The sequence below is a fragment of the Brenneria izadpanahii genome, assembly GCF_017569925.1.
In the GTDB taxonomy this organism is placed as follows: Bacteria; Pseudomonadota; Gammaproteobacteria; order Enterobacterales; family Enterobacteriaceae; genus Brenneria; species Brenneria izadpanahii.
The window spans coordinates 225,098-242,750 of sequence record NZ_CP050854.1; the positions used below are offsets into that span (position 1 = coordinate 225,098).

Annotated in this window: 15 protein-coding genes and 1 pseudogene; 13 read left to right on the forward strand and 3 right to left on the reverse strand. The window is 54.5% G+C overall.

Annotated features, from left to right (window positions below):
* Positions 1-84 precede the first annotated feature (84 nt).
* Entirely contained in the window at positions 85-867 is a 783-nt protein-coding gene (locus HC231_RS01015) for a tyrosine-protein phosphatase (protein WP_208229342.1), read from the forward strand.
* Positions 868-952: 85 nt separating this feature from the next.
* On the opposite strand, the gene ppc is transcribed toward HC231_RS01015, so the two are convergent.
* Both ppc and argE read right to left on the reverse strand, forming a co-directional pair.
* Entirely contained in the window at positions 953-3,592 is a 2,640-nt protein-coding gene (gene ppc / locus HC231_RS01020) for a phosphoenolpyruvate carboxylase (RefSeq protein WP_208229343.1), read from the reverse strand.
* A 255-nt stretch (positions 3,593-3,847) separates the two neighbouring features.
* Complete coding sequence (argE, locus tag HC231_RS01025; RefSeq protein WP_208229344.1) at positions 3,848-4,999, reverse strand: acetylornithine deacetylase; 1,152 nt, start codon at positions 4,997-4,999, stop codon at positions 3,848-3,850.
* Between the two features lie 202 nt (positions 5,000-5,201).
* Between argE and HC231_RS01030 the strand changes: the two are divergent.
* From HC231_RS01030 to tatD, 11 genes and pseudogenes are all read left to right on the forward strand, one after another.
* Positions 5,202-5,390: pseudogene (locus HC231_RS01030) on the forward strand (N-acetyl-gamma-glutamyl-phosphate reductase); the annotation flags it as partial.
* A 51-nt stretch (positions 5,391-5,441) separates the two neighbouring features.
* Positions 5,442-6,215 carry an acetylglutamate kinase gene (argB, locus tag HC231_RS01035; protein ID WP_208229345.1) on the forward strand — a complete coding sequence of 258 codons (774 nt, stop codon included), beginning with the start codon at positions 5,442-5,444 and terminating at the stop codon, positions 6,213-6,215.
* 243 nt (positions 6,216-6,458) lie between these two features.
* A complete protein-coding gene (argH, locus tag HC231_RS01040; RefSeq protein ID WP_208229346.1) occupies positions 6,459-7,832 on the forward strand; it encodes an argininosuccinate lyase in 1,374 nt (457 codons plus the stop codon).
* A 277-nt stretch (positions 7,833-8,109) separates the two neighbouring features.
* A complete protein-coding gene (gene rmuC, locus HC231_RS01045; protein ID WP_208229347.1) occupies positions 8,110-9,648 on the forward strand; it encodes a DNA recombination protein RmuC in 1,539 nt (512 codons plus the stop codon).
* Positions 9,649-9,787: 139 nt separating this feature from the next.
* On the forward strand, positions 9,788-10,543 hold the full coding sequence (gene ubiE / locus HC231_RS01050) for a bifunctional demethylmenaquinone methyltransferase/2-methoxy-6-polyprenyl-1,4-benzoquinol methylase UbiE (RefSeq protein ID WP_208229348.1): 756 nt from the start codon (positions 9,788-9,790) through the stop codon (positions 10,541-10,543).
* Positions 10,544-10,555: 12 nt separating this feature from the next.
* Entirely contained in the window at positions 10,556-11,164 is a 609-nt protein-coding gene (ubiJ, locus tag HC231_RS01055; protein ID WP_208229349.1) for a ubiquinone biosynthesis protein UbiJ, read from the forward strand.
* Entirely contained in the window at positions 11,161-12,801 is a 1,641-nt protein-coding gene (gene ubiB, locus HC231_RS01060; RefSeq protein WP_208229350.1) for a ubiquinone biosynthesis regulatory protein kinase UbiB, read from the forward strand. Before ubiJ ends, ubiB begins: the two co-directional genes overlap by 4 nt.
* Positions 12,802-12,882: 81 nt before the next feature.
* Positions 12,883-13,140 (forward strand): Sec-independent protein translocase subunit TatA, encoded by a 258-nt coding sequence (tatA, locus tag HC231_RS01065; protein ID WP_208229351.1) that lies wholly within the window; start codon positions 12,883-12,885, stop codon positions 13,138-13,140.
* Positions 13,141-13,143: 3 nt separating this feature from the next.
* Positions 13,144-13,683, forward strand: a complete 540-nt coding sequence (gene tatB / locus HC231_RS01070) for a Sec-independent protein translocase protein TatB (RefSeq protein WP_208229352.1) — start codon at positions 13,144-13,146, stop codon at positions 13,681-13,683.
* Between the two features lie 3 nt (positions 13,684-13,686).
* Positions 13,687-14,442: a Sec-independent protein translocase subunit TatC gene (tatC, locus tag HC231_RS01075; RefSeq protein ID WP_208229354.1), complete on the forward strand. Its 756-nt coding sequence runs from the start codon at positions 13,687-13,689 to the stop codon at positions 14,440-14,442.
* Positions 14,443-14,464: 22 nt separating this feature from the next.
* A complete protein-coding gene (gene tatD / locus HC231_RS01080) occupies positions 14,465-15,247 on the forward strand; it encodes a 3'-5' ssDNA/RNA exonuclease TatD (protein WP_208229355.1) in 783 nt (260 codons plus the stop codon).
* A gap of 120 nt (positions 15,248-15,367) precedes the next feature.
* Here the strand turns inward: tatD and rfaH are convergent, their stop codons facing one another.
* Complete coding sequence (rfaH, locus tag HC231_RS01085) at positions 15,368-15,856, reverse strand: transcription/translation regulatory transformer protein RfaH (protein WP_208229356.1); 489 nt, start codon at positions 15,854-15,856, stop codon at positions 15,368-15,370.
* 271 nt (positions 15,857-16,127) lie between these two features.
* Here rfaH and ubiD point away from each other — a divergent pair, with 271 nt between their 5' ends.
* Positions 16,128-17,624, forward strand: a complete 1,497-nt coding sequence (gene ubiD / locus HC231_RS01090; protein ID WP_208229357.1) for a 4-hydroxy-3-polyprenylbenzoate decarboxylase — start codon at positions 16,128-16,130, stop codon at positions 17,622-17,624.
* Positions 17,625-17,653: the final 29 nt, after the last annotated feature.

The window sequence follows — 17,653 nt, forward strand, 5'->3', positions numbered from 1 at the left end:
GACGGCATTGCGGGCCGGCGGGCGGCGTTACCCGCCTATTTCCCCACTCGCCTTTTATAGAAGATGACAATCGCAAGGAGATTTATGACCGAACCAACGTTACTCCATCCTTCCCTGGTTCCACTGGATGGCGGGATTAATTTCCGCGATCTGGGCGGGAATCGCGCGGCGGACGGCAGGCTTATCCGCCACGGCAAATTGTTCCGCTCCGGTTCGTTGGATATGTTAAGCCCGGCGGACTGCGAACGCCTGGCCGGGGTTCCGGTTTCACAGATAGTCGATTTCCGGGATGATGACGAAATCGCGCTCAAACCCGATATCTTGTGGTCCGGCGCGAACTATCACGCCTTTCCGGCTAATCCTTTACGTCATGAAGTTACGGCGAACCTGGATTCTTTAGGCTCGGAAGTGCTGTCTGCTTTTGATTCACGGGCTTTCATGTTGAAGCTCTATAGCCTGCTGCCTTTCGATAATTCCGCTTACCGCCAATTGGTGGCGCTGCTGCTTCAGGAGGATGATGGCGCGCTGGTGCAGCACTGCGCCGTGGGGAAAGATCGCACGGGGATCGGCTCCGCGCTGGTAATGTTTGCGCTGGGGGCGGATGAGCAAACGGTCATTGAAGATTACCTGCTGACCGAAACCACGCTGACGCCATTCCGTCAGCAATTATTGGCCGACCTGTCAAAAACGCTGAATGAGAAAGCGTTGACGCAGTTTGCCTATGTGCTGTCGGTACAGGAGGAATTTATCGTCACGGCATTGCGGGCGATTAAGGCGCGTTATGGTTCGGTCGATGGCTGGCTGGACACGGAGTATGGACTGGACAATCGCGCTCGTCAGTTTCTGCAGGATAAGTATCTGGCGTGATGATAAACGCGCCGCCGGGAGAGGTAATGAGCAAGGCCGGTCATATTAACCGGCCTTTGTCGTTCCTTCGTCTGGCTTTTAGCGATTAGCCGGTGTTGCGCATACCGGCGGCCACGCCCGCGATAGTCACCATCAGCGCCAGTTCCACTTCCGGATCCGGCTCTTCCCGCTGGCGTGAACGGTGCAGCAGTTCAGCCTGCAGGACGTTCAACGGGTCAGTATAAACGTTACGCAATGCAATCGATTCTGCGATCCACGGCAGATCTTCCATCAAGTGATCGTCATTGGCGATCGTCAGCACCACATGGATATCGGCGGCTAGCTGTTCACGCAGCTGTTTTCCCAGCGGCCATAGCTTTTTGTCCACCAGGCGTTGATCATAGTATTCAGCCAGCCACAAATCCGCTTTGGAAAACACCATTTCCAGCATCCCGATACGAGTGGAGAAAAACGGCCAGTTGCGGCACATGGCTTCCAACTGCGTCTGCTTGCCGTCGTCCACGACTTTTTGCAGCGCGGCGCCAGCGCCAAGCCAGGCCGGCAGCATCAGACGGTTCTGCGTCCAGGCGAAAATCCACGGAATGGCGCGCAGGCTTTCTACGCCGCCGGTAGGACGACGTTTCGCCGGGCGCGAGCCTAACGGCAATTTACCCAGTTCCAGTTCCGGCGTGGCGGAGCGGAAATAGGGAACAAAGTCAGGATTTTCACGCACGTACCCGCGATACATATCGCAGGATACGCGAGATAATTCATCCATCACCTCTATCCATTCCTGCTCCGGCTCCGGCGGCGGCAGCAGATTGGCTTCCAGAATGGCGCCGGTGTAAAGCGCCAGACTGCTGATGGTGACTTCCGGCAGACCGAATTTAAAGCGGATCATCTCGCCCTGCTCGGTCACGCGTAGGCCGCCTTTCAGGCTGCCCGGCGGTTGTGACAATAGGGCGGCGTGGGCCGGCGCGCCGCCGCGGCCGATTGAGCCGCCGCGTCCGTGAAACAGCGTCAGCGCGATGCCGGCTTTTTCGCAGGTTTTAATCAGCGCGTCCTGCGCGCGGTACTGCGCCCAGGAAGCGGCCATCACGCCGGCGTCTTTCGCCGAGTCGGAATAGCCGATCATAACCATCTGCTTGCCCTGAATAACGCCGCGATACCAGTCGATGTTCAGCAACTGGGTCATCACATCGTCGGCATTGTTCAAGTCTTCCAGCGTTTCAAACAGCGGAACAACCGGTAATGTAAAGGGGCAGCCCGCTTCTTTCAGCAGCAAGTGCACCGCCAGCACGTCGGAAGGCGTACGCGCCATGGAAATGACATAGGTGGCGATCGAACCGGCGGGCGCTTTGGCTATCACTTTACAGGTGTCGATCACCTCTTTGGTTTCGGCGCTGGGTTCCCACTGGCGCGGCAGCAGCGGACGTTTGGAGCTTAATTCACGGATCAGGAAGGCCTGTTTGTCGGACTCGGACCAGCTTTCATAGTCGCCTAGACCCAGGTAACGGGTGATTTCCGCCAGCGCCTCGCTGTGATTGGTGCTTTCCTGACGAACGTCGATGCGCACCAGCGGTACGCCGAAGCAGCGCACGCGGCGCAGCGTATCCAGCAGTTGGCCGTCGGCGATGATGCCCATGCCGCAGGCATGCAGCGACTGGTAACATGCGAACAGCGGCTCCCACAATTGTTCATTGCTGACCAGCAGATCTTTCGGCGCCAGCAGTTCTCCGCCTTTGAGACGGGCATCCAGATAAGCCAGCGTGCTATTCAACTGCGCGCGTAATGATTTCATGATGGCGCGGTACGGTTCTTGAACCTCGTCGCCGCCGGCCAGTTTGCGTAATTCCGGCGTACATTCCGACATCGACAATTCCGATACCAGGAACTGAATATCTTGCAGGAACAGATCGGCCGCTTTCCAACGGCTGAGCAATAGCACCCGGCGAGTCACCTCGGCCGTCACGTTCGGGTTGCCGTCGCGGTCTCCGCCCATCCATGAGGTAAAACGCACCGGCACGGCTTCCACGGGCAGACGATAACCGAAAGACTTTTCAAGCAGTTCATCCAGCTCGCGCAAAAAGGCGGGCACGCCTTCCCAAAGGCTGTTCTCGACGACGGCAAAACCCCATTTGGCTTCTTCTATCGGCGTCGGACGGATTTTACGAATTTCGTCGGTATGCCAGGATTGTGCGATCAACTGGCGCAGGCGGCGCATAATCTGGTTACGTTCATAATCGGCCAGATCGTCATGGTCGAGCTGTTTCAGACAGGTGTTTACTTCAACCAGCTTGTGGATCAGGGTACGGCGGGTAATCTCGGTGGGGTGCGCGGTCAATACCAGCTCGATGGAAAGCGATTCGACGGCATTACGAATGTCTTTTTCCGTTAGACCTTTGGTTGTTTTTAAGCGGTCGAAAGTTTTGGAGAGTATCTCCGGGTTGCTGGCGGCTTCACCGTGCGGGGAGATCGTGTGATATTGCTCAGCGGTATTGGTTAAGTTAAGAAATTGACTAAATGCGCGGGCTACCGGCAGTAGCTCGTCATTGGACAGGTTTTGTAGTGTGTTCAGCAGTTCCTGTCGGTGCTTTTCACTGCCCGCTCGGGAGGACTTTGATAATTTACGAATCCTTTCTACCTTATCAAGTATGTTCTCACCCAGCGCTTCCTTGATAGTATCGCCAAGTAGCTTACCTAGCATGCTGACGTTACTTCGCATTGCTGAATATTGCTCTTTCATATATACCCTGACCCATCTCTAAAATTTTTTGTAAGTTTATTTCACCAGAAAGACGTACTACGCTCCTTTCATCTAGCCACGACGAGGTTGATTCGTCAATTGACGATTCTTTGCCCTCGTTGTTCTTTTATACCGCGGATCTTTTTACCCGCATTGATGTAGATTTGGCAATCGGTGAAATTTAATTACAGATGACCCGATATTAGATGTGCTTATTTGGCGGCGAAAGCGGGCGTGATGCCCGCGGCCATCTTTTTAAGGGAGACAGAAATGTTTAATCATCTGAGAAATCAGTTCTCTCGTCGGTTTGATAAAGGCGGTATCAAGAAATTCGTCTGGCTGATGCGCCTGATCGATCGATCCCGGCCCCAGAACCAGCGTCGGGCAGAGCCCCTGAATAAACGGCGCTTCGGTGCAGTAATTGACGACTTCGGTTTGCGCGCCCAGCAGTTTTTCCACTACCGAGACTAAATGATGATCCGCCGGACATTCGTAGCCGGGGATCGGCGGGTGCAGTTCGCCGATCGTCAGGCGGCCCGGCCAGCGCTGGCTGACCGGCGCCAGCGCTTGCGACAGCAAGCCGTTCAGATCGCTGAGCGTCAGTCCCGGCAGCGGGCGGATATCCATATGCAGCTCGCAGCAGGCGCAGATTCGGTTCGGCGCGTCGCCGCCGTGGATATGGCCCAGATTCATAGTCGGGTAGGGGATATCGAACGCCGCGTTGTGATAGCGCTCCTGCAGCGTTTTGCGCAGTACCAGCAGATGGGAGATCGCATCGTGCATCAGTTCAATCGCGTTCACGCCGCGCGACGGATCGCTGGAATGCCCGGACTGGCCCTGAATCCGGATCGCGCTGGACATATGGCCCTTATGGGCGCGCACCGGCCGCAGCGACGTCGGTTCGCCGATAATGGCGCAGTCCGGCCTGACCTGCGCGGATGCGGCAAAATATTTGGCGCCGGCCATGGTGGTCTCTTCATCCGCGGTGGCGAGAATATATAGCGGCTTGGTCAGTTTGCCTGGATCGATGTCGCGCAGCGTATCAAGAATAAACGCAAAGAATCCTTTCATATCGGCGGTTCCCAGACCATACAGCTTGTTATCGTGCTCGGTCAGCGTGAAGGGATCGCGCGTCCAGCGACCGTCGTCGAACGGTACGGTATCCGTATGTCCCGCCAGTAATAAGCCGCCTTTGCCTTCCCCGATTCTGGCCAGCATATTAAATTTGTTTCTGGTGCCGGGTACTGGCTGAACTTCAACATGAAAGCCCAAATCAGTGAACCAGCCGGACAGCAGATTGATTAACGCCTGATTACTTTGATCGAGCGTACTGTCGGTCGCGCTGATGGACGGCGTTGCGATTAGCGCCCGGTATAGCTCAAGAAAAGGGGGTAAATTCATCTTCACGGTTGACAGCCTCTGGTTAGGATAGTATCAATATTCATGCATTTATTTTGAATAAAAATACAATAACGCTAAGAGAAAGGAAACCATAAGATACTTTTGGTGATGAATTCATCACGTCGCTTAGCTTCGCGGGCGAACAGCGTTATGACGCTGGCGGACCCTGTTACCGATTTCGTTGATAAGTTAAGGTATAGAGTATCCCATATTGAATAGGTTGATTGTTGGCGCCTGCGGCCGTCTGGGCGCCGAGCTGACCCGCTATCTTGGCTGTCGCCCGCAAATGAACATAACCGCTTTAGCCGTTTCTACGCAAAGCGTAGATGCGGGAAAATTGATTTCCGATTTGCATCGGCAACTGAAGGATATCTCCGATTTGCCGGTTAAGCCGTTACATAGTCTTTACTTTGATTACCATTTACCATTCTGAGGCGCGAAGAGAACAATGAATCCGTTAATTATCAAGCTAGGTGGCGTTTTACTGGATAGCGAAGAAGCGTTGGAGCGCCTCTTTACGGCGCTGGTTACCTATCGCCAGCAACATCAGCGCCCGCTTGTGATTGTGCACGGCGGCGGATGCCTGGTTGACGATCTGATGAAAAAACTATCGTTGCCGGTGGTGAAGAAAAACGGCCTGCGCGTGACTCCCGCCGATCAGATCGACATTATTACCGGCGCGTTGGCCGGTTCGGCGAATAAAACGTTGCTGTCGTGGGCCAGGAAGCACGACATTAACGCGGTTGGCCTGTGCCTGGCGGACGGCGGCAGCACCAAGGTGACGCAGTTGGACGAAGCGCTGGGTTTTGTCGGTAAGGCGGAGGCGGGCTCGCCCGCATTGCTGAATACGCTGTTGTCTGCGGGATACCTGCCGGTTGTCAGCTCTATCGGGATGACCGATCGGGGCGATCTGATGAACGTGAACGCCGACCAGGCCGCAACGGCGCTGGCGGAAACGCTGGGGGCGGATTTAATCCTGCTTTCCGACGTTAGTGGTATTCTGGACGGCAAAGGCCAGCGTATTGCGGAAATGACGGCGGAAAAAGCCGAACAGCTGATCGCGCAGGGTATCATCACCGATGGGATGATTGTTAAGGTCAACGCGGCGCTGGACGCTGCGCGCACGCTGGGGCGTCCGGTGGATATCGCCAGCTGGCGTCATGCCGATCAGCTGCCTGCGCTATTCAACGGCGTGGCTATCGGTACGCGTATTTTAGCGTAGTCGGTTTTGAGGTATGGCGCGGCGTGGATCATCGGCGGCTCGCTGTCGGCGGTTCGGCTTACGGATGCGCCATTCCCGCGCAGGCGCCCATTTTCGTCATCTCCGCGCAGTAGGCGGGCCGGCATGACGAGAGTCGATTTAACGCCGTATCCGCGCAGGCGGACGACGGTATGGCGATGAGTTACGAGTCCGGGGATGAAGTGTTTCATGCCCGCATTTATTTGAATTTTGGGAGTAATGGTTATGGCTTTGTGGGGCGGTCGGTTCAGTCAGGCGGCAGATCAACGTTTTAAACAGTTTAATGACTCGCTGCGGTTTGATTACCGTCTGGCAGAGCAGGACATCATCGGCTCGATTGGCTGGTCAAAAGCGTTGGTTACCGTCAATGTGCTCAGCGAACAAGAGCAACAGCAGTTGGAGCAAGCGCTGAATGCGCTGTTGGCTGACGTTCAGGCCGATCCTGAAATCATCCTGCAAAGTGATGCCGAAGATATTCATAGCTGGGTTGAGCAGCGCCTGATTGAAAAAGTCGGCGATCTGGGTAAAAAGCTGCATACCGGGCGTAGTCGTAACGATCAGGTGGCCACCGACCTGAAACTGTGGTGCAAAGCGCAGATTGCCGAACTGCATCTGGCGGTGCGTCAACTGCGCCAGGCGTTGGTCGCCACGGCGGAAGCGAACCAGGATGCCGTCATGCCGGGCTATACCCACTTGCAGCGTGCCCAGCCGGTAACGTTTGCTCACTGGTGCCTGGCTTATCATGAAATGCTGGCGCGCGACGAAAGCCGGTTGGAAGATACGCTGAAACGTCTGGACGTCAGCCCGTTGGGCTGCGGGGCGCTGGCCGGTACGGCTTATCCTATTGACCGCGAGCAGTTGGCCGGATGGCTGGGTTTCGCTTCCGCCACGCGCAACAGTCTGGATACGGTATCCGATCGCGATCACGTGCTGGAACTGCTATCCGACGCCGCTATCGGCATGGTGCATCTGTCGCGTTTCGCTGAAGACCTGATTTTCTTTAACAGCGGCGAAGCGGCGTTTGTCGAGCTGTCCGATCGCGTGACCTCCGGTTCATCGTTAATGCCGCAGAAAAAGAATCCTGACGCGCTGGAGTTGATTCGCGGTAAATGCGGTCGCGTTCAGGGCGCGCTGGCCGGCATGATGGTGACGCTGAAAGGGTTGCCGCTGGCGTACAACAAGGATATGCAGGAAGACAAAGAAGGTCTGTTCGACGCGCTGGATACCTGGCACGACTGCCTGATGATGGCCGCGCTGGTGCTGGAAGGCATTCAGGTCAAGCGCCCCCGCTGTCAGGAAGCCGCCGAGCAGGGCTATGCCAACGCGACGGAACTGGCGGATTATCTGGTTGCTAAAGGCGTGCCGTTCCGGGAGGCGCACCATATCGTCGGCGAAGCGGTTGTCGAAGCCATTCGCCAGGGGAAAGCGCTGGAAGCGCTGCCGCTGCCGGAGCTACGGAAGTTTAGCGACGTTATCGCCGATGACGTTTACCCTATCCTGTCCTTGCAATCCTGTCTGGATAAACGCGCGGCGCAGGGCGGCGTGTCGCCTCAGCAGGTGGCGAAAGCCATCAGCGACGCTAAACAGCGTCTGAGCTGACAAATCCGCCTGGAGCGGATTTAAATGCCGCTCGCGGCGGCCGCGCAGAGGCGAGGCCCAAGGATGGGCCGAATCACAATATCAACGCATCGGCGGCTTAGCGTATAACGCGAGTTCCGGCTTTCATGATTTGCCTGTAAACCTGAATCACATCCGCATTTTCTGGTTTTTTTCACCGTATTTCCCCCAAATCCTTCTCCAGGCGGATTTTGCCTCTGGACATCCATACAGTATCAATTTAACGTGACGGACAGCAGTGGTGGCCAGTGGAGGCGCAGTGGATATCAGCATGGTTTATGGATTGGGCGGCGGCCTGGCCGGCTTATTGGCCGGTTGGCTTATCGTTAGCCTATCGCACCAGCGGCAGCAGTCGCGTCATGAAACGGAACAACGTTTACTTGAGCAATCGTTACAGCAAACCCGGCAGCTTTTGAGTGAATGCCAGCAGGCGAAAAAAGAGGCGGAACAGCGATTACGCGAGAACGAGTTGGAGTTGCGTAATGTTCACGGCCAGCTTGCCGCGGGCCTGGAGAAGCAGCAGCAACTGGCGCAACTGCGCGAGGAGTGCGTTCAGTTGAATCAGGAACTGCGCGCGTTGCGCGAGGTGAATACCGCGCAGGAGGCCGAACTGCGGGAAGTCACCATCCGGCTGGAAGAAACGCGCATGGCCGCCGAAGAGAAGCAACGCCTGCTGATAAACAGCGAGCAGCGATTGACCACGCAGTTTGAAAATCTGGCCAACCGGATTTTTGAGCACAGCGGCCGTAAAGTGGACGAGCAGAATAGGCAGAGCCTGGATCGCTTGTTGATGCCGCTGCGCGAACAGCTTGATGGATTCAGACGCCAGGTTCAGGATAGCTTCGGCGCCGAAGCCCGTGAACGTCATACGCTGACGCATGAAATTCGCAATCTGCAACAGCTCAATGCGCAGATGGCTCGGGAGGCGATCAACCTGACCAACGCCCTGAAGGGGGACAATAAGACGCAGGGAAACTGGGGCGAAGTGGTGCTGAGCCGCGTGTTGGAAGCTTCCGGGCTGCGTGAAGGGTATGAATATGAGACTCAGGTCAGCGTGCAGACCGGCGCAAATAATCGTATGCAGCCTGACGTGGTCGTTCGTTTGCCGCAAGGCAAGGATGTGGTGATTGACGCCAAGATGTCGCTGGTGGCCTATGAGCGCTATTTTAACAGCGATGATGAAGCCGAACGTTTAGCCGCCCTGAACGATCACTTGCTCTCGGTGCGGGGGCATATTCGCCTGCTGGGGAGCAAAGACTACCAGCAACTGCCGGGGCTGCGTTCACTGGATTATGTCCTGATGTTTATTCCCGTGGAGCCGGCGTTTCTGGTGGCGATCGATCGTCAGCCAGAGTTGATCAACGAAGCGTTGAAGCACAATATTATGCTGGTTAGTCCCACAACGTTGCTGGTGGCGTTGCGTACCATCAACAATCTGTGGCGTTATGAGCAGCAGAGCCGCAATGCTCAGCGGATCGCTGAACGGGCCGCGCGGCTGTACGATAAGATGCGGCTGTTCGTCGATGATATGGCGTCATTGGGCCAATGCCTTGATAAAGCCCAGGGCAGTTATCGTCAGGCGATGAACAAGCTCTCTTCCGGGCGTGGTAACCTGATTGGTCAGGCGGAAGGGTTTCGCGCATTGGGCGTAGAGGTAAAACGTCCAATCAGTCCCTCGTTGGCGGAGCAGGCGACCGAGCACGAAAAAAACGCCCCGGACGCGTTGAGCGAGTCCTCCCTATCGGCGGATGCCGGCGACGGCTCGCCAAGCCCGGCCTCGGAAAGAAAAAATAGCTAAGCGTTTTCGTTGCGCCAGAGAATAATCGCGTTGTCTGGAGGGTGTCGTCGCATTAGGCGGTGGGCTTTTTATACGGGTCTGTTACACTCATCCCATTAATAAAGAGACTCGATGTTTGACTAAATAGTAGGCGGATAAGATGGCAGATGAGCAGGAGAAAACAACCGACTTTGGTTTTCGCACTGTCGCCAAGAATGAAAAAGAAGTCATGGTGGCCGATGTTTTTCATTCTGTAGCAGCAAAATATGATCTGATGAATGACCTGATGTCTTTCGGCATCCACCGTATCTGGAAAAGATTCACCATTGAGTGCAGCGGCGTGCGGCGTGGACAACGCGTGCTGGATGTCGCGGGGGGAACCGGCGACCTGACGGCAAAATTCTCCCGCATTGTTGGCGATGAAGGAGAAGTGGTTTTAGCCGATATCAACGCCTCGATGCTGAAGGTCGGTCGTGAAAAATTACGCAACAAAGGCATTATCAATAATGTCAGCTATGTGCAGGCGAATGCCGAGGAACTGCCGTTCCCGGATGATTCCTTTGACTGCATCACCATCTCTTTTGGTTTACGCAACGTCACCGATAAAGAAAAAGCGTTGCGTTCCATGTACCGGGTATTGAAACCGGGCGGACGACTGCTGGTGCTGGAGTTCTCCAAACCGGTACTGAAGCCGTTAAGTAAAATTTACGACGTCTATTCGTTCCACGTTCTGCCGAGAATCGGGGAGATGGTGGCGAGAGACGCTGGAAGCTATCGCTATCTGGCGGAGTCAATCCGCATGCATCCCGATCAGGAAACGCTGAAAGGAATGATGGTTGATGCCGGTTTTGATAGCGTGAATTATTTCAATCTTACCGGTGGGATTGTCGCATTACATCGTGGTTTTAAATTCTGATTGGAAATGCCGATGCTGATAACGTCTGTGCTGACAGCCGCGCTGGAAACGGCGTTGAATCAGCTTCTGTTTCGTGACCGCAGTATGAAGGCAGCGCGTCAGCGCCTGCATGGAAAAACGCTGCAAATCGAACTGGCTGAACTGGATGTGCCGCTGGTGCTTGTCTTTAGCGAGCACCGTCTTGACGTGGTAAGCCAATGGGAAGACCGTGCCGATTGCCAGTTGAAAACGCGTTTAGCGGTGCTGATGAAGCTGCGCGACCGGCAGCATCTCTCTTCTCTGATGCGCAGCGGCGATTTGATCATCGAGGGCGATATCCAGGTCGCGCAGCAGTTCATCGGTCTGCTTGATCTGGCCGAGTTTGATCCTGCGGAGTGGCTGGCCCCTTATCTGGGGGACATTGTCGCGCAAGGAATAAGCCAAACGGCGCAAAAAACGCTGGGCGCTTTTCATCGCATATTGTGCCGACAGCAGCGCGTTTTGTCCGAAACGCTGACGGAAGAGTGGCGTTTGGCGCCGGGTAAACTGGAAAACGCCTGGTTCCAGGATGAGGTCGCCGCATTGGAGAAATCGACGGAGAACCTGGCTGAACGGCTGGCGAAGTTGGAGATCCCGCGATGACGCCCGGTGAACTGCTTCGTCTTTACAACATCGTGCGCGTTTTGCTGAGCTACGGCCTGGATGAGCTCATTCCCAAAATGCGTTTAACGATCCCGTTGCGTTTTGGCCGTCGTCTGCTGTTTTGGTTGCCGAATCGACATAGCGATATGCCGCTGGGCGTGCGTTTACGTTTGGCTTTGCAGGAGCTTGGCCCGGTATGGATTAAATTTGGCCAGATGATGTCGACGCGGCGAGATTTGTTCCCGCCGGCGATCGCCGATCAATTGGCGATGCTGCAAGATCGGGTCGATCCCTTCGACGGCATGCTGGCGCGCAAGCAAATCGAGCTCTCGATGGGCGGCGTTCCCCTGGAGGAGTGGTTTGACGATTTCGAGGTGAAGCCGCTTGCCTCGGCATCCATTGCTCAGGTTCATACCGCACGTCTGAAAACCACCGGCAAAGAGATCGTAATCAAGGTGATCCGGCCTGATATTCTGCCGGTGATCAAAGCCGATATCCGCCTGATGAAGCGTCTGGCCGGCTGGCTGCCGAGACTGTTGCCGGATGGGCGGCGCCTGCGTCCGCGGGAAGTCGTGCACGAATATGAGAAAACGCTGCTTGATGAACTGAACCTGCTGCGCGAGGCGGCAAATGCGATTCAGCTGCGCCGCAACTTTGAAAATAGCCGCATGCTGTACATCCCCGAGGTGTACCCGGATTACTGCAGCGAAAGAATGCTGGTGATGGAACGTATCTATGGCATCCCCGTTTCCGACGTGGAAACCTTGAAGGCCAACGGCACCAACATGCAGTTGCTGGCGGAGCGCGGGGTGCAGGTATTCTTTACTCAGGTGTTCCGCGACAGTTTCTTTCATGCCGATATGCATCCCGGCAATATCTTCATTAATGATGAACACCCGGAAGATCCGCAGTACATTGGCATCGACTGCGGAATTGTGGGGTCGCTGAATAAAGAAGATAAACGCTATCTGGCGGAAAACTTTATAGCGTTCTTCAACCGGGATTACCGCAAAGTGGCTGAGTTGCATGTGGATTCAGGCTGGGTGCCCGCAGATACCAACGTTGAAGATTTCGAGTTCGCCATCCGTACCGTGTGCGAGCCTATTTTTGAAAAGCCGTTAGCGGAAATTTCATTCGGTCATGTATTATTGAACCTCTTCAATACGGCTCGCCGTTTTAATATGGAAGTTCAGCCTCAGTTGGTTCTTTTACAAAAAACGCTGCTGTATATCGAAGGGATCGGACGCCAGCTGTATCCGCAGTTGGATCTCTGGAAAACGGCCAAACCATTTCTGGAGAATTGGCTGCAGGAACAGGTCGGCTTGCCGGCTATGATTCGGGCGCTGAAAGAAAAAGCGCCGTTCTGGGCGGAAAAACTGCCGGATATTCCCGAACTGTTTTATGACGGTTTACGCCAGCACAGAATATTGCGGCAGAGCGTGGATAAACTCGCGGATGAGTTGCGAACGCAGCATATCCGGCAAGGGCAATCCCGTTATTTGCTGGGAATTGGCGCAACGCTGCTGATTAGTGGTACGGTGTTACTGGTTAGTCACGTTGAGGCGGATATCATACCTTCTGGTCTGATGGCCGCAGGGATTGTCGCCTGGATTATCGGGTGGCGGCGAACTCGTTGAAGCAGATCATAATGCATAGCAAGATTATCTTCTATACTGGGGTAATCTTGCAGCCCCCCCTTTTTGAAAGAGGTAAACGTTATGGGTGGTATTAGTATTTGGAACTTGTTGATTATCGCAGTAATCGTCGTATTGCTGTTTGGTACCAACAAGCTGAGAACATTGGGCTCAGATCTGGGCGCATCCATCAAAGGCTTCAAAAAGGCGATGGGTGACGATCAACCGTCCGCCGCTGAGAAAGCTCAGCAGGACGCTGATTTTGCGACTAAGTCGATAGCAGAACAACAGCCTGAAGCGAAGAAGGATGAAACAAAGAACCAGCATAAAGAGCAGGTATAATCTGTGTTCGATATCGGGTTTAGTGAACTGTTATTAGTCTTGGTGATTGGTTTGGTGGTCCTTGGGCCAGAACGTTTGCCGGTAGCGGTAAGAACAGTGGCTGGATGGATTAGGACGCTGCGTTCGCTGGCTTCTACGGTTCAAAATGAGCTGTCGCAGGAACTGAAGCTGCAGGAATTGCAGGACAGCCTCAAAAAGGTGGAAAAAGCCGGCCTGCAAAACCTGTCGCCGGAGCTGAAAGCATCCATGGACGAGCTTAAAGACGCGGCCGAAGCGGTGAAGCGCAGCTATGCTGAAAAATCGGCGCTCAAGGACAAGGACGAGGGAAATACGGCGGAACAGCCGTCTTATCAACCGTTGAACGATCCTGAGGCTGTTCATGACGGCGTGATTGATGCGGAGAAAACGCCGCCGTCAACTACGGCTAATCCTGAACCGGAACCGAAGGATAACCGGATCGCGTCCGCACCGGTTTCCGATGACAAAACCAAACCTGAGCAGCCTGCTGTTGTTTCCGCCCGTCAACCAAGTGATGATCGTTAGTTTATGGCCGCTGAAGATAGTACCCAACCGCTGATTAGTCATCTGATCGAACTGCGTAAGCGGTTGTTGAACAGTATTATTTGTGTGCTGGTGGTGTTTGTGGCGCTGGTTTACTTTGCTAATGACATCTACCAGATGGTTTCCGCCCCGCTGATTGAAAAGCTTCCCGCAGGGGCCAGTATGATCGCTACTGATGTAGCGTCGCCGTTTTTCACGCCGATAAAACTCACCATGATTGTGTCGGTGTTCGTGTCAGCGCCGTTGGTGCTGTATCAAGTCTGGGCGTTTGTCGCGCCGGCGTTGTACAAACATGAACGCCGGTTGATGATGCCGCTGTTGATTTCCAGCAGCCTGCTGTTTTATGCCGGTATGGCGTTTGCCTATTTCGTCGTTTTCCCGCTGGCATTCGGCTTTTTTGCCAAAACAGCGCCCCAGGGCGTATTGATTGCGACCGATATCAATAACTATCTGGATTTCGTCATGGCGCTGTTTATGGCGTTCGGTATTTCGTTTGAAGTGCCCATCGCGATTGTCCTGCTGTGTTGGAGCGGGGTGGTAACGCCGGAAGATCTGAAAAAGAAACGCCCCTATATGCTGGTCGGCGCTTTTGTTGTCGGTATGCTGCTGACGCCGCCGGATGTATTCTCGCAGACGTTGCTGGCTCTCCCCATGTATATGTTGTTTGAGATCGGGGTATTTTTCTCTCGGTTTTATGTAGGTAAAGGCCGCCGTGCTGAAACGGAAGAGCCTTCACCGTAGTCATCTGCGGATACGTCATCAAATGTTCGATATCGGAGTCAACTTAACCAGCTCTCAGTTTGCGAAAGATCGGGAGCAGGTTGTCGCTCGCGCAAAACTGGCTGGCGTCAGCGGGATGTTGGTGACGGGAACCAATGTTGAGGAAAGCCGTCAGGCTTTGGCGCTGACGGCGGAATACCCAGATTATTGCTGGGCGACGGCGGGGGTTCACCCGCATGACGCCAGCCGCTGGGATGATTCAGCCGCCGAGCAGCTTCATCATCTGGCGCAATCGGATTCTGTGGTCGCTATTGGCGAGTGCGGGCTCGATTTCAACCGCAACTTTTCATCCCCTGAACAACAAGAGCGGGCATTCAACGCTCAGTTGGCGCTGGCGGCAGAGTTATCAATGCCCGTATTTCTGCACTGCCGTGATGCCCATGCCCGTTTTATCGCTCTCCTGGCCCCTTGGTTAGATAAGCTGCCGGCGGCGGTGGTGCACTGTTTTACCGGCGATCGGCGCGAGCTTGACGAATGCCTGGCCGCAGGGCTAATGATCGGTATTACCGGCTGGGTCTGCGATGAACGCCGTGGGCTTGCGTTGCGCTCGCTGTTGAAACATATTCCGTGCGATCGGCTGCTGCTGGAAACCGATGCCCCCTATTTACTCCCTCGGGATTTAATGCCTAAACCTGCATCCCGCCGTAATGAATCCTGTTTTCTCCCTCATATTGTCAGTCAGGTGGCTGCCTGGCGCGAGGAAGATGCCGCATGGCTGGGGCGGAAAACGGACGAAAATGCCCGCCGGGTTTTCCGGTTGGGGTGACGGGGGAAAAATCAACGGTACGAACGGTGCTGCTTCCAGGATGATTTTCGGCCGAAGAATGCGCCGCATCCGTCGCTATGATTTCAGCCTCGGCGTAACGGTTTTCGCCGTTACCGACGATTACATTTTCTGGAATTGGCGGTTATCAATGCTCTGGCGAACCTGCTTGTTCAGCAAATTCAGTAATAGCATTGAGCGGGTTTCACCATCCGGTTCCGTGTAGATAGCCTGCAAGCCGGTAAAAATTCCGTCCGTAATCATCACTTCATCGCCCGGCTGAGGCGTTTGCGGATCGGTAATGCCCTGCGGCGGATACTGTAACAGGTCATTGATCACCTGCTGGGGGATCGTGGCGGGGTAATTGCCGAAGCGCACAAAATTACTCACCCCGCGTGTGGCGCTGATGGTGGTTGTGTGGATTCGTTCAGGATCGAACTCTACGAACAGATAGTTCGGAAACAGCGGCTCACATACTTCGGTACGTTTGCCCCGTATGATTTTATCCAACGTAATCATAGGACTCAGGCAAGCGACATCCTGGCGTTCTAAATGCTCTTTCGCCCGCAGTAATTGACCACGTTTACAATATAGTAGATACCAAGCTTCCATAATTTCGCAGAGTGATGATTCTAGCCGATAAGAATAACAAAAGCGGGCCAAGATAAACAAAATTTCTTAAGAAATTTCCCGCATCGTTTTCGCCGTGCTAAAAAGAGCGGCTGATGAGTGTCATAAGGATCGGCGGGAACGATTTTAAACGCCGCTAGCGACGGCCTGACAAGGCGGCGGATATTCTGTCCGCCAGAGAATAAATAGCCAGACTAAGAAGCGACAGCCTGATGAAGAGACTTTATAATAACCAGTTCCACATACAGCCCCGATGATCAGCATGAAATATCGTGACTTACGCGAATTCCTCTCGCTGCTGGAAGAGAGGGGTGAATTAAAGCGTATTAGCCAGCCTATTGATCCCTATCTTGAAATGACGGAAATCGCCGACCGTACCTTGCGCGCCGAGGGGCCGGCTCTATTGTTTGAAAACCCGAAAGGTTACGGCATGCCGGTGCTGTGTAACTTGTTCGGCACGGCAAGACGTGTTGCGATGGGAATGGGGCAGGAAGACGTCGGCGCGTTGCGTGACGTCGGTAAACTGCTGGCGTTTCTTAAAGAGCCTGAACCGCCAAGAGGATTTCGCGATCTGGTGGATAAAATGCCTAAATTCCGCCAGGTGCTGAATATGCCGACGAAACGGCTGTCTTCGGCCCCTTGTCAGGAGCAGGTATGGCAGGGCGAGGACGTCGATTTAAGCCGGATACCGATAATGCACTGCTGGCCGGAAGACGCCGCGCCGCTGGTGACCTGGGGTCTGACTGTGAGCCGCGGGCCACATAAAGAGCGTCAGAATCTGGGAATTTATCGCCAGCAACTATTGGGCAAAAACAAACTGATTATGCGCTGGCTGTCGCATCGCGGCGGCGCGCTGGATTTTCAGGAGTGGTGCCAGGAGCATCCGGGGCAGCGCTTCCCGGTGTCCGTTGCGTTGGGGGCCGATCCCGCAACGATTTTGGCTGCGGTTACGCCGGTTCCCGATTCTTTGTCCGAATATGCATTTGCCGGCCTGCTGCGCGGGCATAAAACCGAAGTCGTGAAATGTCTGTCCAACGATCTGGAAGTCCCCGCCAGCGCGGAAATTGTGCTGGAGGGCTATATCGAACCGGGCGAAACGGCGCCGGAAGGGCCTTACGGAGATCACACCGGCTACTACAATGAAGTCGATAGTTTTCCGGTCTTCACGGTGACGCACATAACACAGCGGCGCGATGCGATTTATCACTCCACTTATACCGGCCGGCCGCCGGATGAGCCTGCCGTATTGGGCGTCGCGCTTAATGAGGTTTTCGTGCCAATTTTGCAAAAGCAATTCCCCGAAATTGTCGACTTTTATTTGCCGCCGGAGGGTTGCTCTTACCGTCTGGCGATCGTTACCATGAAGAAGCAATATCCCGGTCATGCTAAACGCGTCATGATGGGCGTTTGGTCTTTTTTACGGCAGTTTATGTACACCAAATTTGTTATTGTCTGTGACGATGACATTAATGCCCGTGACTGGAAAGATGTTATCTGGGCGATCACCACGCGCATGGATCCGGCGCGAGATACCGTATTAGTGGAAAATACGCCGATAGATTATCTGGATTTTGCCTCGCCGGTTTCCGGTTTAGGTTCCAAAATGGGGCTGGACGCCACCAATAAATGGCCAGGCGAAACACAACGCGAGTGGGGACATCCGATTAAAAAAGATCCTCAGGTGTGCGCGCGCGTTGATGCCATATGGGATGAACTCGCCATTTTCAGTGACAGAGAACCCCGGCGTTAACCTGCTGTTGCTCTGTTCCCAGTTTTGCT